The organism is Zwartia lucis (genome assembly GCF_965234455.1).
Classification (GTDB): Bacteria; Pseudomonadota; Gammaproteobacteria; order Burkholderiales; family Burkholderiaceae_B; genus Zwartia; species Zwartia lucis.
The window spans coordinates 268,796-291,764 of the sequence record NZ_OZ248472.1 but is presented as its reverse complement, the minus strand read 5'-3'; the positions used below and the strand labels follow the sequence as shown (position 1 = coordinate 291,764).

The 22,969-nt window shown below is 49.1% G+C and carries 22 protein-coding genes; 7 read left to right on the top strand and 15 right to left on the bottom strand.

The genetic code is table 11. The features are described 5' to 3' along the window. Window positions 1-14: 14 nt before the first annotated feature. Both AC8GE9_RS01410 and AC8GE9_RS01405 read right to left on the bottom strand, forming a co-directional pair. A complete protein-coding gene (locus AC8GE9_RS01410; RefSeq protein WP_506675331.1) occupies window positions 15-1,253 on the bottom strand; it encodes a CaiB/BaiF CoA transferase family protein in 1,239 nt (412 codons plus the stop codon). 115 nt (window positions 1,254-1,368) lie between these two features. Beyond that, window positions 1,369-2,409 (bottom strand): MaoC family dehydratase, encoded by a 1,041-nt coding sequence (locus AC8GE9_RS01405; RefSeq protein ID WP_506675330.1) that lies wholly within the window; start codon window positions 2,407-2,409, stop codon window positions 1,369-1,371. A 601-nt stretch (window positions 2,410-3,010) separates the two neighbouring features. On the opposite strand from AC8GE9_RS01405, the gene AC8GE9_RS01400 reads away from it, so the two are divergent. The 6 genes from AC8GE9_RS01400 to AC8GE9_RS01375 all read left to right on the top strand — a co-directional run bounded on the left by AC8GE9_RS01400 (window position 3,011) and on the right by AC8GE9_RS01375 (window position 7,445). Further along, window positions 3,011-3,277 (top strand): hypothetical protein, encoded by a 267-nt coding sequence (locus tag AC8GE9_RS01400; protein WP_506675329.1) that lies wholly within the window; start codon window positions 3,011-3,013, stop codon window positions 3,275-3,277. A 142-nt stretch (window positions 3,278-3,419) separates the two neighbouring features. Further along, window positions 3,420-4,418, top strand: a complete 999-nt coding sequence (locus AC8GE9_RS01395) for a TauD/TfdA family dioxygenase (RefSeq protein WP_506675328.1) — start codon at window positions 3,420-3,422, stop codon at window positions 4,416-4,418. A 54-nt stretch (window positions 4,419-4,472) separates the two neighbouring features. Beyond that, on the top strand, window positions 4,473-5,297 hold the full coding sequence (locus AC8GE9_RS01390; protein WP_506676294.1) for a transporter substrate-binding domain-containing protein: 825 nt from the start codon (window positions 4,473-4,475) through the stop codon (window positions 5,295-5,297). Between the two features lie 42 nt (window positions 5,298-5,339). Beyond that, window positions 5,340-6,008: an amino acid ABC transporter permease gene (locus AC8GE9_RS01385; RefSeq protein WP_506675327.1), complete on the top strand. Its 669-nt coding sequence runs from the start codon at window positions 5,340-5,342 to the stop codon at window positions 6,006-6,008. Window positions 6,009-6,011: 3 nt separating this feature from the next. Next, window positions 6,012-6,656, top strand: coding sequence for an amino acid ABC transporter permease (locus AC8GE9_RS01380; RefSeq protein WP_506675326.1), 645 nt, complete (start codon window positions 6,012-6,014; stop codon window positions 6,654-6,656). A gap of 21 nt (window positions 6,657-6,677) precedes the next feature. Then, a complete protein-coding gene (locus AC8GE9_RS01375) occupies window positions 6,678-7,445 on the top strand; it encodes an amino acid ABC transporter ATP-binding protein (RefSeq protein ID WP_506676293.1) in 768 nt (255 codons plus the stop codon). A gap of 20 nt (window positions 7,446-7,465) precedes the next feature. Here AC8GE9_RS01375 and alr read toward each other — a convergent pair whose 3' ends face one another. The 4 genes from alr to AC8GE9_RS01355 form a co-directional block, all read right to left on the bottom strand. Beyond that, complete coding sequence (gene alr / locus AC8GE9_RS01370) at window positions 7,466-8,584, bottom strand: alanine racemase (protein ID WP_506675325.1); 1,119 nt, start codon at window positions 8,582-8,584, stop codon at window positions 7,466-7,468. A gap of 152 nt (window positions 8,585-8,736) precedes the next feature. Continuing rightward, window positions 8,737-9,027 carry an Arm DNA-binding domain-containing protein gene (locus AC8GE9_RS01365; protein WP_506675324.1) on the bottom strand — a complete coding sequence of 97 codons (291 nt, stop codon included), beginning with the start codon at window positions 9,025-9,027 and terminating at the stop codon, window positions 8,737-8,739. Between the two features lie 291 nt (window positions 9,028-9,318). Continuing rightward, window positions 9,319-10,476 carry a porin gene (locus AC8GE9_RS01360; protein WP_506675323.1) on the bottom strand — a complete coding sequence of 386 codons (1,158 nt, stop codon included), beginning with the start codon at window positions 10,474-10,476 and terminating at the stop codon, window positions 9,319-9,321. Window positions 10,477-10,626: 150 nt separating this feature from the next. Next, window positions 10,627-12,048 carry a M20/M25/M40 family metallo-hydrolase gene (locus AC8GE9_RS01355; RefSeq protein ID WP_506675322.1) on the bottom strand — a complete coding sequence of 474 codons (1,422 nt, stop codon included), beginning with the start codon at window positions 12,046-12,048 and terminating at the stop codon, window positions 10,627-10,629. A gap of 127 nt (window positions 12,049-12,175) precedes the next feature. On the opposite strand from AC8GE9_RS01355, the gene AC8GE9_RS01350 reads away from it, so the two are divergent. Beyond that, complete coding sequence (locus tag AC8GE9_RS01350) at window positions 12,176-13,765, top strand: amidohydrolase family protein (protein WP_506675321.1); 1,590 nt, start codon at window positions 12,176-12,178, stop codon at window positions 13,763-13,765. 54 nt (window positions 13,766-13,819) lie between these two features. On the opposite strand, the gene AC8GE9_RS01345 is transcribed toward AC8GE9_RS01350, so the two are convergent. From AC8GE9_RS01345 to dctP (AC8GE9_RS01305), 9 genes are all read right to left on the bottom strand, one after another. Further along, window positions 13,820-14,818 carry an asparaginase gene (locus tag AC8GE9_RS01345; protein WP_506675320.1) on the bottom strand — a complete coding sequence of 333 codons (999 nt, stop codon included), beginning with the start codon at window positions 14,816-14,818 and terminating at the stop codon, window positions 13,820-13,822. A gap of 15 nt (window positions 14,819-14,833) precedes the next feature. Further along, complete coding sequence (locus AC8GE9_RS01340) at window positions 14,834-15,820, bottom strand: CobW family GTP-binding protein (RefSeq protein ID WP_506675319.1); 987 nt, start codon at window positions 15,818-15,820, stop codon at window positions 14,834-14,836. Next, complete coding sequence (locus AC8GE9_RS01335; protein WP_506675318.1) at window positions 15,820-16,137, bottom strand: hypothetical protein; 318 nt, start codon at window positions 16,135-16,137, stop codon at window positions 15,820-15,822. Before AC8GE9_RS01335 ends, AC8GE9_RS01340 begins: the two co-directional genes overlap by 1 nt. A gap of 10 nt (window positions 16,138-16,147) precedes the next feature. Beyond that, complete coding sequence (locus AC8GE9_RS01330; protein WP_506675317.1) at window positions 16,148-17,575, bottom strand: amidohydrolase family protein; 1,428 nt, start codon at window positions 17,573-17,575, stop codon at window positions 16,148-16,150. A 103-nt stretch (window positions 17,576-17,678) separates the two neighbouring features. After that, window positions 17,679-18,575, bottom strand: coding sequence for a polysaccharide deacetylase family protein (locus tag AC8GE9_RS01325; protein WP_506675316.1), 897 nt, complete (start codon window positions 18,573-18,575; stop codon window positions 17,679-17,681). 89 nt (window positions 18,576-18,664) lie between these two features. Further along, the gene (locus AC8GE9_RS01320) at window positions 18,665-19,975 is read right to left on the bottom strand and encodes a TRAP transporter large permease (protein ID WP_506675315.1); all 1,311 of its coding nucleotides are present in this window, start codon (window positions 19,973-19,975) and stop codon (window positions 18,665-18,667) included. Beyond that, window positions 19,968-20,531: a TRAP transporter small permease subunit gene (locus AC8GE9_RS01315; protein WP_506675314.1), complete on the bottom strand. Its 564-nt coding sequence runs from the start codon at window positions 20,529-20,531 to the stop codon at window positions 19,968-19,970. Before AC8GE9_RS01315 ends, AC8GE9_RS01320 begins: the two co-directional genes overlap by 8 nt. Before the next feature lie 64 nt (window positions 20,532-20,595). Continuing rightward, window positions 20,596-21,609 (bottom strand): TRAP transporter substrate-binding protein DctP, encoded by a 1,014-nt coding sequence (gene dctP / locus AC8GE9_RS01310; protein ID WP_506675313.1) that lies wholly within the window; start codon window positions 21,607-21,609, stop codon window positions 20,596-20,598. A gap of 62 nt (window positions 21,610-21,671) precedes the next feature. Then, window positions 21,672-22,688, bottom strand: a complete 1,017-nt coding sequence (gene dctP, locus AC8GE9_RS01305) for a TRAP transporter substrate-binding protein DctP (protein ID WP_506675312.1) — start codon at window positions 22,686-22,688, stop codon at window positions 21,672-21,674. Between the last annotated feature and the right edge of the window lie 281 nt (window positions 22,689-22,969).

Here is a 22,969-nt window from a genome sequence, read left to right as displayed (position 1 = left end):
CTGACACGCTCCTGTTAGATAACCGCCAAACTGCGGAGTTGCTCGATCTCTGCATCACTGAGTGCCAAGATCTCTCGAAGCACTTCTGTTGTGTGAGCTCCTAATAGCGGCGCTGGATGCCGTGTGTCGAAGGATTCCTCACTGAGGTGAATTAAATTACGTGGATACTCCGCAGCCCCAGCAATAGGATGATTGACAGACGCAAAGAACTCACGTTCGTTCAAGTGTGGGCAGTTATACAACTCGTTGGGTTCTTGCGCTTGGCCGAATACGAGCCTTTGTTTGTTCGCTGCATGAAACAGTTCATTCTTTTTCCAGTGGGCGAGCCCATCTAGGATGAGGTGTTCGAGCGCTTCACCGTTGACGATGCGGCCTTCAGCGGTTGCAAACATTGGCCCCTTTAGTTCTTCGAGCCCAATCAGATCCGCAACTGTATTGAAGGGCTGAGAGCCTTGCGCAGACACGACTACGTGCCCATCCTGACACGGCATCAGCTCCTCAAGCGGAGCGCCGTGCGCGGGTCTCCGTCCCCTTAGGCCACCGGTGTAAGCGTAGGACGCAGAAGCTTGTACCAAATGAGCTGTCATGCACTCTGCAACCGACACGTCTACGCGCCCGCCCTTGCCTGTGTTGAGTCGATGGTAAACAGCCACTAACGTGGCTGCTGCCGCATTGATACCAGCGACGTAGAGAGATTGGGAAAGAGCGCTGCGCAGAGGCTCTCTGTCAGCATTGCCGGAGTGGTACATTAGTCCACTGATCGCGCTAGTGATAAGGTCGGTAGCCTTCCAGTCACTATAGGGTCCGGTGCTACCAAAATTAGAGATTGAAGTCGTCACCAAGCGAGGGTTGGCCGCGGCAAGAGACGCATCGTCTAGGCCGAGGGATGCGCGAAGCTTAGGCTCAAAATTTTCTACGAGAACATCAGCCCAGCGCACCAAGGCATGCAACAAAATACGCCCTCTGGCGGTGGACAGGTCAAGTGTGATGCTGCGCTTGTTTGTGTTCAGATAAAGAAACGGAATACTTTTTTCACTGTGCGGCTCGTTTCCAGCGAACGGGCCCATGCGACGCGCCAGTTCTCCCCCAAGCGGTTCAACTTTGATCACCTCAGCGCCCTGATCTGCCAACAGGCGCGCACAGAAAGGCCCCGAAACGCCTTGACCAAGGTCCAAAACCCGGACGTTGCTGAGCAAGCCTCCTGAAGGGGCTCCAGACTGTGTAGGTCTCTCTTGATTTGTATCAGTCGCCATCTACAGCCATACCTCTCTTGATTTGCATCGTTTTCTCTCTATTGCGATAGCTGAGCAGATTCTTATCATTCGCTGCCTGCAGCGTGACCTCGCGCGCTTTTGTATGGCTCGCTATTTACAGCCAAACGAGTGGAAGGTGTTCTTTGCCTCTTGGCAACACGATCTCAGCCCAACCTCGCGCCGTCTCGCTACGATTGTTTCGCAAACCAATTTCACACTTCAAATACCCAAGACCTTCGCGCACCGTTTTCTCGGTCACTTTGCCAGTGATGGTCAGCGTATCGCCGGGATGATCCATCCCACGATGCTCTAGGTACATCTCTCGCACCCAGCCTGCCTCGCCAGCAAAGCGCTGCAACAATATGTAAAGGTATTCATTTTTGAGCGAGCCGTTAACGACCAGGTTTGAAAGGCCTTGACGCAACATCGCGTACGGCAGATCCCAGTGGATGCGGGCGTAGTTGCCGTTGGCCGAAGCCCAACGAACGAGATGACCAGTTGTCATTGGCCCTCTCACCACAGGTGGTAGGTCGTCTCCCACATTAATTTGGTCGAAGGTCCGCTGCGGTTGCGCGTTCCATGTTTTCTTGTCCACTACCTGACCACGTTCAGGAGGAGAAACATTGGGCAAATGTACCGAATTCGAAATCTCCGGCTGGTCTGCCACTTCTGTCTCGGCGCGCTTGCGAAAAATACTAGTGTGACGAATGGTCAAAAGTAGTTCGCCCTTTTGATTGACCTGAGTGATCTCACGGGCAATGAAAACGAGTTGTCCGGTGCGCCCCGGCCTTTCTGAGATATCAACAATTTTTTCGGTTTTGGTGATGTGATCGCCGACGCGAACTGGCCGATGAAACGTCCACTTACTCCCGCCATTGAATCCGTAGCTCTTGAAAGGAAGTGGAACCTCGAAATGGGTATCCTGACCCGCTCCGAAATAGTCGATGCGGGGAGCCCAGTCCTTCCATCCAGCCAATTGCGGGCACAGCAGTCCACCAAACCGACTGTTCTTGGCGTAGTCCGCATCCAGATAGAGTGGGTTGGGTTCTTCGATCGCATCGGCCAGTTCGAAGATCATCTCTTCGCTGACTGGAAAACGATTCGTGATTAAGCGACTCTGGTGCCCCACGTACGCCGTGACAGCGGGTGTTAACAATGTTTCAGCCATGATGTGTGCTCCGTTCTTGTTATTGATAAGGGTTCAGGTGCCAAGCGAGCCTAACAAAATCGAACATACATTAACCGATTAATGCTTCGGTCTCGCTCAGTAAGCCTGCTACCGCTTGAGGAGTAATATACATCACGTTATTTAAAATTTGGATGGTAATTAAAAAGTCATCGCTAGTTTTAAAAACGTTGAATGAACAATAAGAAGAGACAGGCAGGTTCGAAAAAATGACGAGTGCAAATCAAGCAGAATGATTTAAAGGGCTTCGCTATTTTGGCGTCTCTCTGTAAGTTTTGCGCTAGCGTTATTCGTAATCTATACAAGCGGTTGTCGACGGTAGCGCCGACAATCGCGGCAACAATATTGATCTGTCTAACACTTGGGCTAGCAATTTTGCCGTGCGGGCTCCTAAAAAGGCCCTGAGTGGGAAAATCTGAAAATCCTGATAAGAGGTGTACCCGCGGTCTAACCCGCAACATTTAATTTTTCTCACCGCACTAGAAGACGTTCATGTAAACTAAACTTGGCTAAGGAACGCTTGTAACCAGACAGGCGCCCGAGATAAAGCAAATCTACAAGGAAAAATCCGTTGAATAGCATCGCGATTGAACTCTCTGGCGCTGCCCCCGCGGCGCTCGTCAAAGACCGATTTGACAATCGCATTGATCCGACGGTGTCCTATCCCTGCGAAGAGATCTTGCGCAATAACGCAGGCGAGATCTTGCGACAGCGCCAGGCCTACAACATTGGACGCGAGCGTTGCGCCGCACTAGAACCTGATTGTGCCTATAACCTGACCGGTCTGATTCGAAGCTTTCGATTCAAGCCAGAAGATTTGCTTGGAAGGTACTCCTAATTTACTTTGGCGTGCTTGATCATATGTGTCTTAGTGCTTCGTAGACTTCTACTGTAATTTCAATTTATTGGAATTTTATTTCTTGCTTTCTTTTTAATTATTCTCGATACTAAGTCGAATCAACCTCTTGGAGTTAGATGAGATGAAAGCCCTTGCTTCCTCCGCACGCCACGTCCACGATCAGAGCGTATGGACATCAAGAGATTTTGGACCCCCTCGGTCGTGGGTGCGGCAACTGTCGGCAGAGGCGATTGCTGAGCTTTTGCACTACACCTCAGCGGCCCTAGCGAAGGGTCTGACTTTTGAAAATGTTGGGGTGTACGACTTTCCGCTTAAGCATGCCGCGAGTCTTTTAGAAGACGTGCGTGATGCACTTGAAAACGGTAAAGGCTTCGCTGTAATCGGAGGGTTCCCGGTTGAGCAGTTGTCTTACCAAGGGGTGTTACTTGCTTACGCGGGGTTGTGCGCTCACTTAGGTGTCTTAGTCGATCAAAGCTATGCCGGCGCGATGAAGGCTGATGTGAAAGATTTGGGTTTGGCCTATGGTAAAGATGTTCGAGGCTATCAGAGTAATGCCCTGCTGCGGTTTCATACTGACGGTGCAGCTTATACAGGGCTCTTGTGCTTGTCTGAGGCGCTAGAGGGCGGCTTGAGCGTTCTGACGAGTTCAGGTGCGTTAAGTAATCGTATTTTGAAAGAGCGGCCAGATATACATGCGCTTTTGGTTGCTGGGTTCTATCACCACCGCCGCGGAGAACATGCGCCCGGTGATAATCCTGTGTCGGCCGTACCCATTCCGGTATTTGGTTTTTATGACGAATTATTGCACTGTACTTACGATCGCAATCAATCGTTGTGGGCAATTGAAGAAGGCATTACATTTAGCGCAGAGCAAATTGAAGCGATGGATTACCTTGATGCGTTAATGGCAAGCCCCGAGTATCAATTGCACATGGAAATGCGGCAAGGTGATATTCAGTTCGTCAATAATTTTACTGTCATGCACGCTCGGACAGAATACCGTAACGGGCCTGGCAAAGAGCGGCACCTGGTACGCTATTGGATTGATGCACCAGATGGAAAACGTCGTGGCTTGACTACGCGTGATCTGTATGTGCGAAACAGCTTGTTAGTGGAGTAGTTATCGTGGCTTGGTAGGCCCCTCGGTCTATCAAATTTTTAGGAGAAAATCGTGATGCAGAAAATATTGAGAATCATTGCCGTCGCTGCGTTGTTATTGACGGGCTCGGCGCAGGCGCAAGAAAAATCTAAGCTCGACGAAGTACTGCAACGAGGCAAAGTTATTGTTGGGGTTACCTCGGAGGCTCCTCCTTTTGGCTTTGTCGATGAAAAAGGTGTGCTTGTTGGTTTTGATATAGATATTGCCCGCTTGCTAGCCAAGTACCTGTTTGGTAAAGATGAATCACCTAAGCGAATTGAATTTTTAAAACAGGGGTTCGCGGCCCGTTGGCCCAATGTTGAATCGGGGGCCGTTGATTTCGGTATTCAAGTCACGACTATCTTGCCGGATCGTGTTTTAAGAGTTGGTTTTACCCGACCCTATATCGATAGCGGTATTGTGATGATTGTGAAAAAAGATTCAAGCTTTAAAACGCTCAAAGACCTTGATGATGCGAAGTACACCACTGCAGTTTTGACTAATCCGCAGCAAGCTGAGCGTGCCAAACAATTTTTTCCAAAAGCAAAGGTCTTAGTTTTTGACTCGGTGGCCGCAGAGTTCACTGCACTTAAAACGAATCGAGCCGACGCGGCACAACTTGATACTCCGGTTGCACAGTGGTACGTCAAACAAAACCCCGAGTTTCGCATTCTTGAACAAGCCCTGATGCCTCCGACCAATAACGCAATATTCTTAAAGCTCGGTGATTTTAAGTGGTGGCAGGTGTTAGATACGCTTGTAGGTGAAATGACCGGCGGTAGCCTTTACCCAGAGTATTCCGCTATTTATGAAAAGTGGTTTGGTACTAAACCGCTCCACAGCAAGTATTACGTGAAGTAACTAGCTCTAAAAGTTCATGACACGCAGCAGGCGCACACGATAATGGATTTTTTGCTGATGAAGTTGCGCATGATCGGAAGCTTGTATCCGCTTTTGCTCGAGGCCTTACAAGTAACGATGGGCATCGCAGCAATGGCATTGCCGCTTGCTGTGATGATGGGAGTGGCGCTAGCGGGACTCAGATGGTTTGGCCCTCGGTGGTTGAAGCTACTGTTGGGTGGCGTTATTGAATTTTTACGTAATACACCCCTGTTACTTCAGATGTTGGTACTTTATTTTGGTGTTGCTCAACTGGGCTGGCGTCTGGACGGGTTTTATTGTGGTGCTTTTGCGATCGCTCTGCAACACTCCGCGTTTTTAGCTGAAACCTTTCGTGGTGCAATTGAGGCGGTCAGCCGGCAGCAGTGGGAAGCCACTCGGGCACTTGGTATCTCTGAACGAAGCTCCTTATTGCATATCATTTTGCCTCAGGCTGCGATTAGAGTCGCGGCGCCAATTGGCAATCAGCTGATTATTCTTGTGAAAGATACTTCAATCGTTTCTGCGATCGCGGTAATGGATTTAACCTTGACCGGTAAAATTATTATGGAGCGCAATGCTGCCTCCTTTGAGGTGTTTATCGTGGTGGCGACTTATTACCTGATATTGACAGTTTTGTTCGGTCTATGCGTGCGATGGATCGAGCTGCGCATGCGTACAAGGATTGGGTAAAGCGTGGATATTCTGTTGCAGAATCTTCCCTATCTGGCTAAGGGTGCAGTACAAACCATCTGGATGGCTGCTGTAACGATTTTAGGCGGCACCTTGGTTGGCCTCGGCTTAGGGTTTTTAGCCGTTTCGCGTTTCAAATTTTTGCGAGTAATGATTGATGGCTATATTTTTTTGACACGCGGCATCCCCGTGCTGATAGTGATGTTTATTACGTACTACGCTTTCCCAGCGATGGGTTATAGAATTTCTAGTTACGCCGCTGTGACGGTTGCTTTGGTGATTTACGCAGGGGCTTTTTATGCCGATGTGGTTCGCGGGGCCTTATCTTCATTACCACGCGGTCAAACCGAAGCTGCATTGTCGTTGGGAATTAGGCGAGGGCGGATTCTATTTCACATTTTATTACCCCAGGCACTAAAGCCTTCGATGGCACCTTGGTTAAATATCTCGATTGTGATGGTCAAGAGTACGTCTTATGCGGCGATCGTGGGTGCTTGGGAACTCACTTTTGCTTCACGAGAAGTTGTTGAGCGAACGTTGGCAACCTTTGAGATATTTTCTGCTGTGATGGTCTTTTATTTCATTATTTGCTATCCCCTTTCATTACTTTCACGACGCCTTGAACAACAACTAGTCATTTCAAAATAACGGACTGTGAGCATGGGAAATATGATCGAAGTGCGCGACGTCGTCAAAAGCTTTGGAACGCTTGATGTACTCAAAGGTGTTTCGTTCGACGTCGGTGCCGGAGAGGTGGCAGTGATCATTGGTTCGAGCGGGTCTGGCAAGTCGACCATTCTACGCTGTATGAATTTTCTCGAAGAATTTCAGAGTGGTTCGATTAAGGTACAGAATGAGTTCGTTGGCTACGATTTATTGCAGGGCGTTCGTAGTAAGCAAAACGAACAGCGTATCGCCTTGCATCGTCAACAAGTAGGGATGGTCTTTCAAAGTTTTAATTTGTTTCCTCATAAGACTGCGATTGAGAATGTAATGGCGGGGCCCGTGCTGGCTAAAGGTGTAAGCCGTGACGAGGCCCGCGCTCTAGCAGAGGGGCTTTTGTGCAAAGTGGGGCTGTCTGAAAAACTTGATGCACATCCGACCAATCTTTCGGGGGGGCAACAACAGCGCGTGGCAATTGCTCGTGCACTGGCGATGCAACCCGAGGTTATGCTTTTTGACGAGGTGACTTCAGCGCTCGACCCCGAGCTCGTTGGTGAAGTGTTGCGAGTGATACGCGATCTGGCAAACGAAGGCATGACGATGGTTTTGGTCACCCACGAAATGTACTTCGCGCGTGAAGTTGGAGATAAACTTTTGTTTTTTGATGCTGGTAGGATCGTCGAGCAAGGCGATCCAAAACAGGTCCTAGATGACCCCCAAAGTGACCGGCTGAAGATGTTTTTGCGTCGATTTTCAGAAAAGAATTTTCTTTAAACTTCAGCGTTCGCAAAACGTTATAGTGTTGGGTGCGTGTAGTGTCGCACTGTATTTAGAGTCATTCTCGGTAGTAGTTCAATCATCGTCATATCGTATGTAGCGACAGCTTCGAGTGCATCGATTGAGGCGTCACCCTGCCGTCCGATAATGACGACTTCGTCGCCCGCGCATACGCCGGCGATATCACTGACATCAATCACAGTATGCTCGGTTGAACGCAGCCCAATGATGCGAGCGCGCTGACCTCGCACGAGTACTGTACCGCCTGCAGGTTGTCTAGGTAAGCCGTCTTTAAAGCCAAAGGCGATCACAGCAGTTTTTAGTTTGCCAGGACGTGCAAGGTGCACAGGGTCGTTCATAGGAAATTCTACAGGGATGGTTTTCACTTGTAATACTCGAGATTTGATCGCTACAATCACTGGCTTGAAAGGGGTATTGATTAGCCATGGGGCCTCGACCATGCCATAGAGCCAACGTCCCGGATTGACGGCGTTCAAATTCAGCTCGGGATAGCCCGACAAGACACGACTGCTCGCGGCCATCCGTTCTATGTTTGAAAAGCCAGCCTGAGCGGCAAGAGCGCTAGCTTGATTAAAGAGTATTGCCTGTTGAGCGACGAGGACAGGATCCTCAACTTGAGCCAGATGGGTATATATTCCGACAACGCTCAGCGTATTGGCTCCGCGTAAACATTCAAACATCCGAGGCCACTCGTCAGGCGTAAAACCGAGACGCCCATAGCCACAATCCAGCTCGACATGCACTTGTGTGCGTAGACCGGTAGCAGCATAAGCGCTTAGGCTTTCGAAGTCGTGTACGGTAACAATCAGCTTAAGTTCAGCGATGTCTCGCGCCATGTCTGGTGTTGACGCAGCGTATAACAAAATCGGAGCCACAACACCTGCGTCACGGATGCGAAGAGCATCTGCCGGATCAGATACGGCAAAGGCGTTGGCACCGGCTTGCAGCATCGTAGTTGCTGTCTTGCGAGCACCGCAACCGTAGGCATCATTTTTGCACACCGCGTAAAATTTTACGTCTGGAGCGAGCATGCTTCGAATGGTACGTACATTGTGCGCCAACGCATCAAGGTTGATTTCGCTCCAGGCGGGACGTTGCGTTAGGCTCGCTAGCATGTTGGCTCTCTCGTTAAAGTGATGCGCGCTACGTATTGGTTGGACAGTGCTCTAGTAACTTTAATCGCTGCTCTGAAAGAGTCCATCTTTTGGAACTTTAACATCCGTTTTTCGAATACTACCGCTAATAAAATAATTAAAAAACAGATATTTCATGGTGGTGACAAAAGGTGGCAGATATCCGCTACATCTAAGCCCTTGAGTATTGCATCACGCCGTTTGCGTATATTTTGAAGACTCTCATCAGGCCAGATGCCAACCCCGATGGTGCGGTGTGTGCTTTGCTCCTCAGCACGGTGTTTTCTACGATAGCGATATTCGAACCCAACCACGACAACACCAGATTGCTTTAATCGCACCTTGCCTGTCAGCCCACCAGTATCAGATAACGATCTCTTCTCGTCAGCTGCGGTGAGCGCTTTCACTTCAAGTTCGGTGAGCATTTCAATCCTTTTCACACACGTTTCACACACAGAATTGTGCGCTTATGTGATCTTGATTGCAACTGATAGACTCAATGAGTTAATGTAAGAGCCTTAATCCATGTAGTTTTAGAAAAATTTGATTTTAACTGATCTAGCGCCGCATCCTTATGGGGTGCAAGGGGTCGAAGGTTCGAATCCTTCCGTTCCGACCAGTCATATCAAGGGGTTAGTGTTCACAAGACACTAACCCTTTTTGTTTGTTTGTAATAAGTAGGATTACTTACATTTAATAAGTATGTTGTATTTAGGTCAGAATTTATGACGCAAACCGAAACCGATTAGCGAATATGTCAGTCCTTGACTCAAGCTGTAGTTGGTCGAGTAAGCACCCATCGCATAGATGTTAGTTCGCGGAGTGAAGTTATAGGTGTAGGCAAAGCTATAAACAGTTTGAGTGCTGATAGGGAAATAACTATTTGACAGCATACCGCTAGAAGGTTTCGCCATCTGCCATGAAAGAAAAACATTGGTCACTTTATTAGGTGAGTACGTTAATCCTAATAAGTAGGAATCAACAGCGATATTCTGATCAAAAATAATGCTGTCGTTTGTCGTGCCAAGATTACTCGGCTCTGCGAAAGTTTGAATAAGCTGAGCTGGATTTAACCAAGCATTTCTTGTTTGCCCGTAAGCACCAGATACTTTAAAAAGTCCGATATCGTAAGCCGCGCCTAATATCCATGCGGATGCATTGGGAACTTGTCCTTTTGCGGTTACAGCATTTGGATAATATGAATCGTAGGTGGCTGTCGCATAAAGAGGACCACTTTGGTATTGAATACCTGACGAGAGCACGCGCAAGTTATCTTGGCTTGCGAATTTGTAATCCCTTGAATCACCAGGCACCAAAGGGTATGCCCCATCAATCACATAAGCCGAAGGGATCTGGGAGGAAAACGTATAGCCAATACCTGCTTTAAAACCTTCAATACGATCGGTCTCTAAGCGAATCATATTGCTAAAGCGTTCAGCACTCGCAGAACCAAAAGAAAGACCCAGTGATGAAGAAGCAAAATCACCCGGTCCGAAAGGTGTTAATTCAGAGACATACTCGTTCGCAAAATCATACTGACGACCGAGGCGAAAGTTGCCTAATCCTTTATAACTCGCACCGAACCAAGCTTGTCTACCGAAAATGCGTCCACTCTGGCTCATCGTACCGTTACCGATATTAAACCCGCTTTCCAAGACGAAATTTAAATCAGTATTGTCAGAAATTTTTTCTTTGCCTTTGAGACCAAAGCGATTGCCAGATTGTCCACCACTAATTTGAGCAAATCGCGATTCGCTACCGTAGGTTCCTGAATTATTTGCAGAGTGATTTTGATATGCAAAGCCCGTATCTAAGGTGCCGTAAAGCGTCAGTGACGACTGCGCAATCACAGGTGATGTGGCAAAAGTGAACATCACGCAGCAGACATAGAGAGGGAGCGATCGCATGAATAAATTCTTATGTATATTGATTAGATAAGTGGATCTCAGAAAATCAGCGTATAACTTAGACTTGTCATCAGTCATGTGAGTGATTGAAAGGAAAATAAAAAATGATGCTAAGCACTAGTGTTTTTTATGAATAAGTGGCTGACTGACTCCCTGCACACCAGCGACAGCCAATGCCGTCAACAAACCTACCTGAGATCCCTTGTATCCATCGGTTGGGTCCAATGATTCGTCAAGTGAGTGAAAGCCCTCGAATACACCTCCTGGCGGAAGAATGACGGTAGGTATACCTAAGGAAATGGGAACGCCCGCGTTCGTACTTGATCCAATAAGCAACAACTCTTTTTGTCCTAACGCTCGTAATGACTGAAGTGAAGCTTGAATAATGGGGGAGGTATGCGGTGTCATTCCTCCGGGGCGATCACCGATTTTTTTGAATGAGACTTTCACTAAATTTGTGCCAATCCGCATGAATGGCTGCCCATGCCTGACGGAATTGTTCTCATCTTTGACCGCCTGTCCGATTATATCCAACACTTTCTTATGAAGATCATCAAGCTCTTGTCCACCATCACTGCGCATATCAATCTCCATGATAGCGTCAGGAGAGATCGTATTCACAGAGGTTCCACCATGAACGATTCCCACATTGAACGTTGTGCGAGGGACTTGAGGCACTTTGATCTCTGCAATTTTTGCAATCGCACGTCCCATCGCATGAATCGCGCTAGGCACTTCACCGAAAGCTCCGTAACTGTGTCCACCCGGTGCAGAGAAACTCACCTCGTAACGAACGGATCCGGTATTCAACATTACAATTGCGCCCATCGGGATAGGCTCCAGCCCGATAAATGCATCAACGTTTCTATGATCTCTTAAGAGTGCTTTAACACCGCGCAGGTCGCCATTACCTTCTTCGCCGACACTGCCGACGAACATTAAATCTCCTACTGTCTTGATGTCATTTTTATTGAGTGCTCTTATCCATGAAGTCAAGACAGCAAGACCTCTTGTATCATCTGTGATCCCAGGGCCGTAATATTTGCCATTTTTTTTGACCACCTTGATATCTGTGCCAAGGGGAAAGACTGTATCGAGATGCGCATCAAGGACGACAAGAGGCCCGTTGCCAGTCCCTTTTCGTACACCGATCGCATTGCCTTCTTGATCGATATAAGCGTTTGTGATTCCAGCGGCTTTCATCATCTCAAGAAAAGCCTGCGCTTTTTTTTCTTCGTGAAAAGGAGGTGCTGGAATCTCACTCAGCATGATGTTTTCTTTAAGCGTGAGATCTTCGTCAGCTTTCAAAGAATCCATCGTTTTCATGATGTTTTTATCAGAAAGAATACGCTGGATACTTTGCTTGACGATGTCACTGACCCCAGGCCATGGCGCAACAGGTTTAGCCCAAGCAGGGAGATTGTTACCCGCAGTACAAGTGTTATCTCCAGGACAAGCGAAGGTCAAACCAGAGACAAACAACAGGCACAAAACTGCAAATTTTTTCTTTATCAGTTTTATATTCAAACAGATTTTCATCACGCCTCCTAAGGAATACTTATAATCAAAGAGTGCTGTAATGCCTTAATATTCTAACGAGTTATCAGACTCGGAATCTGACCAATTACGACATTCAAATACTCGCTCTCATCGTTTAAGTGATCATATGAATAAAATCAATGTTGAATATAAAAAATCTTTACTTACAAGCTTTCTTGTGGGGATGTTGATGATTTTTATTGCTGGAGCGAGTCAGGCACAGCAACCTATATTTGACGTGGTATTCAAACAAGGTCGAGTCATCGATCCAGAGACAAAATTGGACGCTATTCGCGATGTGGGTATTACAGGGAAAAAAATTATTGCTGTCTCGACTGAACCACTAAAAGGAAAAGTCGAAATTGATGCGAAAGGAAAAATACTTGGTCCAGGATTTATTGATTTACACGTCCATGGCGTCAATGTACCGACATTTTGGATGCAGGCTTTTGATGGCGTCACCACTGCTCTTGAACTAGAAGCTGGCGGATTTCCAATTAAGAAAGCCTATGCAAACGCCGCAAAACTTAATCTTCCCTTGAATTATGGATTTAGTGCTTCTTGGGTTGGAGCAAGGCTTTCCGTCGCAGACGGTATCAAAGATTTGGATGGCAGCCTTGAAACAGCCACTAAATATTTTGGATGGCCTAAATGGTCAAAACTATTACCCCCAGATCAATCACAAGCAGTCGTCACGTTAGTCGAACAAGAAATGTTGGATGGCGGGATGGGTATCGGCGTTGTCACGGGATACGCACCTGATACCAACCGGGAAGAGTACGTCGCCTTGGCAACACTCGCAGCGAAATATGACGTACCTACCTATACACATCTGCGTACAAAAAATACCTCTGAACCAAATGGTGCGGTTGAGGGCTTCATTGAACTGCTCGGAGTTGCGGCAGGGACGGGGGCAAGAATGCATATTTGTCACATTAACAGTACCTCCTTGAGAAAAATCGTTGATGTCATCCCCTTGATTGAAAAAGCACAAGGTAAAAAACTCCTTGTGACAACTGAAGCATATCCATTTGGAGCGGGGTCAACGGTCATTGGGGCCCCCTTCTTACGACCTGAGAACTTGCCTCAGGTAGGGATCAAGTCTTCAGATATTTATTATTTACAAACAAAAGAACGTGTCGCCAATGACACTCGCCTCAGTGAAATACGATCCCAAGATCCTGGCGGTCTTATCGTTGTTCATTATCTAGATGAAAAGAAGCCAGAGGAGATGAAGTTCATCGATACGGCTGTATTGTTTCAAGACACAATGATCGCCTCTGACGCGATGCCTTTCGCCATCAATGGAAAGGAAATAAAAGAAGAAGTATGGCCTCTGCCAGAGCAGGCCTATTCGCATCCTAGAACTGCAGCGACATTTACAACGGTCATTTCACGCTATGTCAGAGAACAACAATCCATGAGTCTCATTGACGTTTTCAGACGTGGCAGTTTGCTGCCTGCAAATCTGGTTGCGACGGCATCGGATCAGGCGAAATATAAGGGACGCATCCAACCTGGTATGGATGCAGATATTATTGTGTTTGATCTCAGTAAAGTTGAGCCACGTGCGGATTACGAGAATCCCCGGCAACCCTCTCAAGGCATGGATTATGTCATGGTGAATGGAAAATTCGTGATTCGAGATGGAAATCTACTCAAAGACTCTCGCCCTGGTGAGGCACTCATGAGTACACTTAAAAAAAATCCACAATAATTTAGATTATTAACGTGGTGTGAAAGACCAAATTGCGAATGAGGGCAACTACTTTTACAAGGTCTTGAAAAATGTCTGAATCTCATCAGGATTATTTGTCTTAGTTAGAGCAAGACCAAGCAACACGCGTGCCTTTTGAGGGTTTAGGTTGTCTGCGCCGACCATGCCTTGATCACGCAAATACGTGCGCCGAGCGACGCGTCCGCTTCCGGCTCGAGTGGACTGTACGACAACAATGCCAGCAGCAGCGGCGCGCTCTAGAGCCTTGCGCTCAAGCGGTGCGGGGATGCCGGGGGCAAGCCCGGCCGAAATAATTCCTTTTGCTCCCACAGCGACAAAAGCCTCAACTGCACAACCGTCCGCGCCGCCATAGGAATAAGCGATGTCTACACGCGGTACTGACGTGATGTTGGCGATATCGAAGGGACTTTCCAGTGTGTGCTTGCGCAGAGGCGAACGGTAGAACGAAACTTGATCACCATCCACATGTCCTAGCAGACCAAAGTCGTGACTTTTAAAAGTTTGGAGGCGATAAGTTGATGTTTTCGTCGCATCGCGTGCGCTGTGAATTTCATCATTCAGTACGATTAGCACGCCCATGCCGATGGCTTCTTCGCTGATGGCGGTGCGGACTGCGGAGAGGACGTTCATGTTTACATCGGTACTGACTGCACTGGCCGGCCGTTGAGCGCCAACGAGGACGACTGGCTTGTCAGTCTTTAACACTAGATTGAGAAAATATCCGGTTTCTTCGATGGTGGCTGTTCCATGCAGAATGACAAAACCCCGGATGTGCGGTTGTTCGGTTGCAGTTCGACTGATGAGTTGCGCAAGCTCGATCCAGTCCGCAGGGCCGATCGCCGTGCTGCCTACGGAGCGGAACGGCAGGGTCTCATAGTTCGCAAAAAGCGTCGCCTCGGGAATGCGGGCGATGGCCTCAGCTGGCTCCATCTTGCGGCTTATATCTGGGTAGTTCAGTACGTCAAGCGAGTCGTCCACGACGGAGGAGATGGTGCCGCCCGTGCCAATGATCGCAACAGTGGGTTTGCTCATAATGGATAAAGCCTTTTATGCGGATACTAAACGTTGGGAGTTGCGCTCTGCGGCGACGATATTAACCTCGGCTTCGATCGTGTCGAGTAAGAGTTCGGGCCAACGCGCGGGAATATTATGGCCGATCAGCACGATGCGACTGCGCCGGTCGGAGGACGGCCAAGCGGAAAGCCATTGTGGCGTATGCACCATATGCTGAACGGCATGGACAACCATCGGTTTATCTGAGTCCTCCTTAAGCGCGATGAAGCCTTTGAGGCGTAGCAGGCGATCGCCAAGGTGCGCCGCCAGCCCTTCTAAAAATAGGGGAACAGCTGACGCTGCAATGGGCGACTCGCGTACGATACTGACCGTGCAATAGCGATGGCTATGCAGCGCTTTAGCGTCGTTAGGTGTCGGTTGTCGTTGCGATCGATGGATTGTGTTGTCAACAGCCACTCCAAGCCAGTCATGCGCGTTCATGATGGTGGCCGTGGAGTTCAGTGCGTCAAGTCGAGCTCGCAGTTCTGAAACATCATCATTGAGATCGGTTTTAGACACTAAGAGCATATCGGCCATGGCGATTTGGCGGCGCGCCTCCTCATAGCCGTCGATGGTTTGTGCACCGGCCACAGCATCCACGACAGTGACAACATTTGACAGAACGAAAGCCATGGCGATCACACTGTCAGTGCTCAGTGCGTGGAGGAGGGGAACAGGATCGGCAAGTCCTGAAGTCTCGATGATCACGCGCCGAAACGCGATTTCTCCATCGTCGCGTCGACGACGCAAATCATCTAGCGTGGCTGCGAGATCCGACGAGGTCTTACAACAGAGACACCCGTTACCAAGCGTGATGATCGTCTCGTCAGCACTGCGTAACAACTCATGGTCAATGCTGACTGCACCGAATTCATTAATGATCACCGCGGTGTCACGAAAGTCCTCGCTGGCGAGAAGACGTGACAGAAGGGTGGTCTTACCACTGCCTAGAAATCCGGTCAATAAAATAACGGGTGTCATCACGAGACTCCCATGACGCCAAGTCGTAGTGGTAAACCGCTACGATGCGTTGTGTCAAGAATATCTCTCACGGCTGCGAGCACGCCAAGCACTGAGCTGCAAACGAGTGAAGAACCGTCCGGGCGCGTAATCGACCACCGCGCGATATCGCGAAGAGCGATTGGAGTTTGGGAGATGCGGACGCACTGTCCGTCCGCACGGCATAACGCAATCTTTCCCTCAGAGATCTCAACAGTCATCAAGTCCTTTACATCCCATAACGGTAAAGAAGCTTTTAAAAGTACTTGTAGACGAATCAAGAGGAGATATTCTTGCATCATATCTCCTCTACAGACGAGGGCCGTCGATAAAGGACTGATCAATTTTGCGTTTCTGAAACTGACCACCTCCCTGACGTGCGTGCAGGATACCGTTCTCAACTGCTACGTGGCCTCTAAGAATAGTCAGCGATGGCCAAACAGCGACCTCTCTTCCTTCCCAAGGTGAATAGTCGGTTTCATGCAGTTCATCTGCCTTGAGTGTGCGGCGGAGTGCCGGATCGAGCACGGTAATATCTGCATCGCTGCCTGGGGCGATAGCGCCTTTCTTGGGGTAGAGACCGAGGATCTTGGCGGAGTTGGTGGAAACGAGATCGACGAAGGTTTCTAAACTGTAGCCGCGCAACTCAACCATCTCCGTGTACATCATGGATACGCGTGGCTCGACCGCTGAGTTGCCACCTGTTGTATCGTCGATTCTCTTGCCCTGCGTCTTTCGCGCGAGATTGCAGCAGAGTTCGTCTGTCGCGATGACGTTAATGCTGCTGTCCAACGTGCCAGCCCACAGCGCTTGTTGATCCTCTTTTGACTTTAAAGAAGGGTAGGTGTGGTACATCTGACCGTTCGGACGCTTGTAGTCCTCGCTGGTGTACAACATATATTGATGTAACGACTCACCGTAGATGGGTAAGCCCCTGGCGCGCGCGTCGCGGATCGCTGCCACACCGCTTGCAGCACTCACATGCATCATATATAGCGCCGTACCCGGCACCTTTTCGGCTAAGCGTATGACGCGTCGAAACGACAGATCTTCTGACAGCGTGTTGTGCACTTCAGCCATATTTTCAAAACCGACCCGTCCTTCACTGATCAACTTATCGTACATGTGCATGACAATATCGTTGTCCTCGGCGTGGATAACACCCATGCCGCCATGCGCAGCGAGAACTTTAAAGACCTCCCAGATATCACCAAAATCGACCATACGCCCGCGAGTGGAGGGACGGATATCAGTCGTGAATATTTTGATAGTTGGATATCCTGCCTGAATGGTCTCAGCGAGCTGACCAAAAATATCGGGTGGTAACTGGCCCTCTACCATGACGTGATAGGCGTAATCGCAATAGGATTCTCCGATCCAGTCTTGATCGCGTTGTTCTATGGTGCCTTGGATGGTGTTGCCATGTGTCCAGCGCGCGAAATCTATGATGGTGGTTGTGCCACCGTGCAGAGCCGCACGGGTCACAATCGGTGGAGGATCAGACAAGCCGGCAGTACCATCTGGATTAGGTAAGTGCCATTTGCAATGAACATGTGGGTCAATACCGCCCGGCATGACGATCTGACCGGAAGCGTCGATGATACGGCCGCCTTCACGGGGAGTTAAACTACCAAAGGTCCCCACGGCAATAATTTTTTCACCGGAGATAGCGATGTCATGAGCGCCAACGCCATGCGGCGTGACCACGCGGTCGGAACGCAAAACAAGATCAATCATCGAGGTACTCCCAAAAGAATCGTGATCATGATCCCGACGTACGAGAGATCATGTAGTTTTAAAAATGGGAAAAAAAATTAGATCACTGCGTCAAGTGACGCACTCAATAATCGTCTCCAGGCACAGTACCTTTTGGCAAGCTCTCGATATGGCGGCAAATATCAGCGGGGCGGGTGAGCCAAATCTGGTCTCGGTGTTTTTGTATATGCTCAAAAGCGCGGCGAAGCTCGGGCATGCGGTATGGACGACCCACCACGAAGGGATGGAGCGATACCGGGCATATTAACGGCTGGTGTTTTGACTGCTTAAGCATCTCGTCGAAGGACTCAATGATGAGGTCTGTAAATTCCTTTGAGTTGTAGCGATACCAGACAAGGGCGCGATTGTCGTTAGTTTCTACTGGGTAGGGCATCAGGAGGATCTTGCCGCTGCGCGTCTTGGCCCAGACCGGCTGATCGTCCGAGGTCCAGTCCATGACGTAGTGATAGCCCGCTTCTTTTAGCAGATCAAGAGACTGGTTTGAGTTTGAAAGCCAGGGGCTCATCCAACCAGTCGGAGCTTGACCCTCTTCTTTTGTGATGCGGGCTGTGCAGTCTTGGATTAGCTTGCGCTCATCCGCCTCGGACAGGCCGCCTTGCTCATCGGAATTAGTGTACCCGTGACCTAAGATCTCGTCGCCGTGCTCGCGGATACGTTCGACGATGTCGGGATGATGTTCATAGATCGCGGTGTTCAGTTGGTGCTCGAGCGGGATATCCATCTCTCGAAACATATCCATCATGCGCCAGAAGCCGACGCGGTTCCCATAGTCGCGATAGGAATACACGCTGTGGCTGTTGGCCTGATCGGGCGGTGCAATGGCAGCACCCTTACCCTTGCCAAAGCGGAACACCTCAATGTTCATCGCAACGTAAACAGCAAGTCGCTTACCGTTGGGCCACTCATAGGTTGGTCTTTTGGTGATATTGGAATATTCGAAACGACCGTGGTGTTCTAACATGTTCATTCTCCAAGCTGGTTCAGGTTGCAAGGCGTGCGTTTATGGGCGCCCAAAGATGAAAATCGAACGTTTCTCATGACCTTGTAAACTCATGACATTAAGTTCGGCAGAAAAGTTGAAAGTTGCGGGAAATAAATCAAGACCGCAAGAACCATAAAATCCATGACGACAAAAGGCATCACTCCTGCGAAGACGTTCTCAAGAGTAATGGGAACAGGAGAGGCACTTCGCACAACATATACATTTAGACCGACAGGAGGTGTGCAGAGCGAGATCTCTGCCAACTTGATGGAGATGATGCCGAGCCAGATCGGGTCGTAGCCTACGCCAATGAGCACCGGGTACATCACTGGCAAAGTCATGACCATGATAGCGATGGCCTCGATGAACATGCCTAGAATAAGGAATATCACGATGAAACAAAGGAGATAGGTCGTGGGCGCAAGATCCAGCGAAATCATGTAGGCAGTAATATCGTTCACGATTCCGGTGTAAGTCAGGAATCGGGAGAACAGCATACCCCCGATAATAATAATGAAGATTGTCGTGCTGCTGATGCCTGCATCCTTGATGATCTCCAGCATGGACTTGCCAGTAAGACGTCGCTTGAGGACTACGATCACAAGTGCGCCAAAGGCACCGATTGCACCGGCAAAAGTCGGTGTGAACAAACCTGCATAGATGCCACCGATAACCAGTGCGAATAGTGCGCAAATTCCCCAGACGCCAGTGAGTGATTGAAAGCGTACTTTCCAAGGTATTATTTCTTTTGGTATGGGGGCGAGAGAAGGGTTGAGTTTGACGCGAACATAGATGCCGGCCATGAATACGAACGCGGTGAACACACCCGGGATAATCCCCGCGAGCATGATCTTACCGATCGATTGTTCTGTGATGATGGCATAGACAACCATGAGTATGCTTGGCGGAATCAGGGCCGCTAACGTCCCTGAGGCAGCGATACAACCTGCACTGAGCCCCTTGTCGTAGCCGAGTCGCGTCATCTCCGGTAGCGCCATGCGCGTAAAGACCGCTGCATTGACAATTGTGGAGCCAGAAGCGGCACCAAAGGCGGCTGAGGCAAAGGTCGTGGCGATGGCGAGTCCGCCGGGTAGTCGTCCTAACCAGGCATAGGCAGCTCTATAGAGATCGGTGGTGAGGTTTGCCTGGTTAGCGAAGGATCCCATCAGAATAAAGAGTGGAATGACCGCCAGTAGAAACGAGTTTGTGGTGGCAAAGGGCACCATGGCGAGCTGCGCCCAGGCCGCGTCCGGACCAATGGCGAGATACATGCCGAGTACCCCAACAAGACCAAGCGCTACACCGATGTGGGTGCCGATGATGAGAAGGGTAAAAAGTAAGACGACGACAATAATGCCAGTTGTTGAGGGATCAAGCACGATGCTGCGCTCCTTCTTCCATGAGGGCTCTGATTTCGTCTGAAATCAGATCTTCCTTGCGACCGCCAACTCCAGTGATAAGACGGTGTGTGTCATCGATCAAATCGAGCGCCATTTGAACGAGGAAAAGGCAGATACCAACGACCAAGAGAATGCGTGCAGGATAAAGCGGAAAGCGGATCAGACCGCTCGTCGCTTCGTTAATATTGATGCTGTAGATGGCCTCATTCCATCCTTGCCAGGCCATCAAACCGAAAAAAATGAGCGCAGCAATATCTGCGAAGATGTCCATCGTTGACTGTGCCCGCGGACCCATGCGCAGGTAGACCAGTTCTACACGAATATGTTTGCGTTTAATTTGTGCGTAAGTCAGTCCGCCGAAGACGACGAGAACCATGGAGCTTTCAGTGAGCTCATAGGCACCGGGCACGGGGTGTCCTAAATAAGTACCCACCACATCCGCGACACCAAGCCCCATGGAGAGCAGTAATCCGATACCGCCGACCAGGACGGTCGCCCAAGCTAGCTTTTCAATTAAGCGTGAAAATGGGAGCATAGAATCTTCATCATCATGGTTGAGAGTGGCGTGACCATGAGCGGTCACGCCCGTAAAAAGCGAATTACTTAATCAATTCACGCCAGCGGGCTGCGATCTTTGCAGCATCTGGACCCTTACCGCGTTTGGTCATATCGTCAACCCAGCTTTGGATGAGGTCGGGCGAAGCTGCTTTCCACTTCACCATTTCATCAGCCTTGAAGGGTGTGATTTTGATGCCATTATTATTGATGATGTTAAGGGCTTTATTACCGTTGATGTCGACCCACTCGAGGTAGCTTTGCTGGGCCGCCGCCGCTTCTTCCATAATAATGTCTTGGTAGGCTTTCGGCAGACGGTTCCAAGTTCGCTCGCCAATGGTCATCATGTGACCACTAAAGGTCATGATCGGACCGCAGATGTTCTTGCCGACCTCATAGAGTTTGAGCGAGGCAATATTACCGACGTCAGCATTGGCATAGTCGATAACACCGCGTTGAACGGCCTCGTACATCTCCGTGGTCGTGAGCGTCACGGAGACACCGCCTGCTGAGGAGATGATCTTTGGAATTTCTGAACCGAAGGCCCGGATTTTTTTACCGCTCAGCCCTGCCATCGTATCGCAGCCTTCTTTTGAACCGACAAAGTAGTAATTACCCAAGGGCTGCTGAAAAAGGAAGCGGACTCCCATGCCTTTCATCTCTTGGTCGAAGACAGGGAACTCCTTTCTCAAGACCTTGAAGGTCTCAATCGCTTGCTTTGGCGAATTGAACACAAAAGGTAACTGTGAAGCTTTCCAGAACGGGAGGCTGTCAGGGTAGTAGCCAGCCGCTGAGGTTGCAAAATCAACCGCTCCTCGACCCGCCAATGGCAAGATGACACCCGGCCCTCCAAGACCGCCGGCATATGTGGCTGTGATCTTTACTTTACCATTGGTGCGCTTCTCAACATTCTCAGCGAACTTGTTCTCAATTTCTAGAAAGGGTCCGTTAGGCAGATAGTGTGCCCAGCGAAGATTGAATTGGTCTTGAGCGGTTGCGAGGGTTGGTATGAAGGAGAGGGCGGTGGCGATTAAGGATGCGGAAAGTAGTCGTTTCATCTTAAGTTCCTATTATGTTAAGTGAATGATACGTAAGGTGCGACAAGTATCGCAATAGACATTTAATTCTTGGTCATTTCGCGCCAGCGATCTACGACAGTGTTTGCGGCAGCCCCTTGACCACGTTTTGTCATATCCTCTTTCCAGGCTTGTAGCAGGTCAGGCGACTGGGCCTTCCATTTGGCAAGCTCTGCTGGCTGAAACGGTTTGACGATATGACCGACTTGCTGCAATGTTTTCATGGTGTCTGCGTCGTTCTTGACCACCCAGGCAATGTAGTCCTGCTGCGCTTTTGCTGCTTCTTCAGTGATAATTTGCTGAATATTGGCAGGCATGCGGTCCCATACGCGCTTGCTGAGTACCACCATATGACCACCGATAGACATAATCGGACCGCAGGTGTATTTGGCAACCTCTGGAAGCTTGTTGGCGACAATATTGCCAAGATTCAAAAAGGAGTAGTCCAGGGTCTTGCGCTGTAGCGCCTCATAGATATCAACGACCTGGATAGTGACTGGCGTAGCTCCCGTTGCGCTGACTACCTTGGGAATATCAGCACCAAAGGCGCGCACCTTTTTGCCTTTGAGGCCGGCAAGCGTATCGCAGTTTTCACCAGGACCGGTAATATAGAAAGAGCCGAGCGGTTGCTGGAAGAGGAAGTGGACGCCCAGTTTGTCTAACTCTTGTTTATAGGCAGGGATTTCTTTTGCTGACGTCGTGATCACCCCGATTGCTTGCTTGGGTGAGTCAAAGACAAAGGGGATTTGTGAGGCCTTCCAAAACAGCAGTTGGTCTGGAAAATATCCAGGAACTACAGCCGCCATATCGACGCCTCCCCGGCCGACAAGACCAAGCACTTCGAAACCGCCACCAAGGCCACCTGAGTAGGTGATGGCGATTTTTACCTTACCGTCGGTGCGCGCTTCGACGCGTTTGGCGAAATTTTCTTCTACTTCAAGGAAGGGACCTTTCGCAAGGTAGTGCGCATAGCGAAGGTTGATGGTTTGCGCTGAGGTCACACCAATCGCACCTAAACTGATTAAGGCAGCTAAACCATAAGTCAAAAGCTTTTGATGCATATCGCGCTCCTTGAAGTATTGAATGATCTTTAAAGGTTTTAGTTCCTGTGCTGTAGCTAGAAGTCGTTATTTGAAATTCTTGTTGTCATCATTTAATGTACTGGTGTAACCATCTGTGTACCCACCTGTATACAAATGTATCAGTATCATTTATGCCAAGTCAAGCGGTATATTGCGCAACGATTTAGAGAAAAATCGCTAATATTCCAACTCATCATCCATTTTTTGAGCATAACTTTTAAAAGTTAATCCCCTTTTGCTTGAGTACTTTTGAGATTAAT

Excerpts from the sequence above, each read along its gene's own strand:
- AC8GE9_RS01410 (WP_506675331.1), bottom strand. The coding sequence starts at position 1,253 with ATGGCGACTGATACAAATCAAGAGAGACCTACACAGTCTGGAGCCCCT.
- AC8GE9_RS01395 (WP_506675328.1), top strand. The coding sequence starts at position 3,420 with ATGAAAGCCCTTGCTTCCTCCGCACGCCACGTCCACGATCAGAGCGTA.
- AC8GE9_RS01390 (WP_506676294.1), top strand. The coding sequence starts at position 4,473 with ATGCAGAAAATATTGAGAATCATTGCCGTCGCTGCGTTGTTATTGACG.
- AC8GE9_RS01385 (WP_506675327.1), top strand. The coding sequence starts at position 5,340 with ATGGATTTTTTGCTGATGAAGTTGCGCATGATCGGAAGCTTGTATCCG.
- AC8GE9_RS01375 (WP_506676293.1), top strand. The coding sequence starts at position 6,678 with ATGATCGAAGTGCGCGACGTCGTCAAAAGCTTTGGAACGCTTGATGTA.
- alr (WP_506675325.1), bottom strand. The coding sequence starts at position 8,584 with ATGCTAGCGAGCCTAACGCAACGTCCCGCCTGGAGCGAAATCAACCTT.
- AC8GE9_RS01365 (WP_506675324.1), bottom strand. The coding sequence starts at position 9,027 with ATGCTCACCGAACTTGAAGTGAAAGCGCTCACCGCAGCTGACGAGAAG.
- AC8GE9_RS01360 (WP_506675323.1), bottom strand. The coding sequence starts at position 10,476 with ATGTTCACTTTTGCCACATCACCTGTGATTGCGCAGTCGTCACTGACG.
- AC8GE9_RS01355 (WP_506675322.1), bottom strand. The coding sequence starts at position 12,048 with ATGAAAATCTGTTTGAATATAAAACTGATAAAGAAAAAATTTGCAGTT.
- AC8GE9_RS01350 (WP_506675321.1), top strand. The coding sequence starts at position 12,176 with ATGAATAAAATCAATGTTGAATATAAAAAATCTTTACTTACAAGCTTT.
- AC8GE9_RS01345 (WP_506675320.1), bottom strand. The coding sequence starts at position 14,818 with ATGAGCAAACCCACTGTTGCGATCATTGGCACGGGCGGCACCATCTCC.
- AC8GE9_RS01340 (WP_506675319.1), bottom strand. The coding sequence starts at position 15,820 with ATGACACCCGTTATTTTATTGACCGGATTTCTAGGCAGTGGTAAGACC.
- AC8GE9_RS01335 (WP_506675318.1), bottom strand. The coding sequence starts at position 16,137 with ATGCAAGAATATCTCCTCTTGATTCGTCTACAAGTACTTTTAAAAGCT.
- AC8GE9_RS01330 (WP_506675317.1), bottom strand. The coding sequence starts at position 17,575 with ATGATTGATCTTGTTTTGCGTTCCGACCGCGTGGTCACGCCGCATGGC.
- AC8GE9_RS01325 (WP_506675316.1), bottom strand. The coding sequence starts at position 18,575 with ATGTTAGAACACCACGGTCGTTTCGAATATTCCAATATCACCAAAAGA.
- AC8GE9_RS01315 (WP_506675314.1), bottom strand. The coding sequence starts at position 20,531 with ATGCTCCCATTTTCACGCTTAATTGAAAAGCTAGCTTGGGCGACCGTC.
- dctP (WP_506675313.1), bottom strand. The coding sequence starts at position 21,609 with ATGAAACGACTACTTTCCGCATCCTTAATCGCCACCGCCCTCTCCTTC.
- dctP (WP_506675312.1), bottom strand. The coding sequence starts at position 22,688 with ATGCATCAAAAGCTTTTGACTTATGGTTTAGCTGCCTTAATCAGTTTA.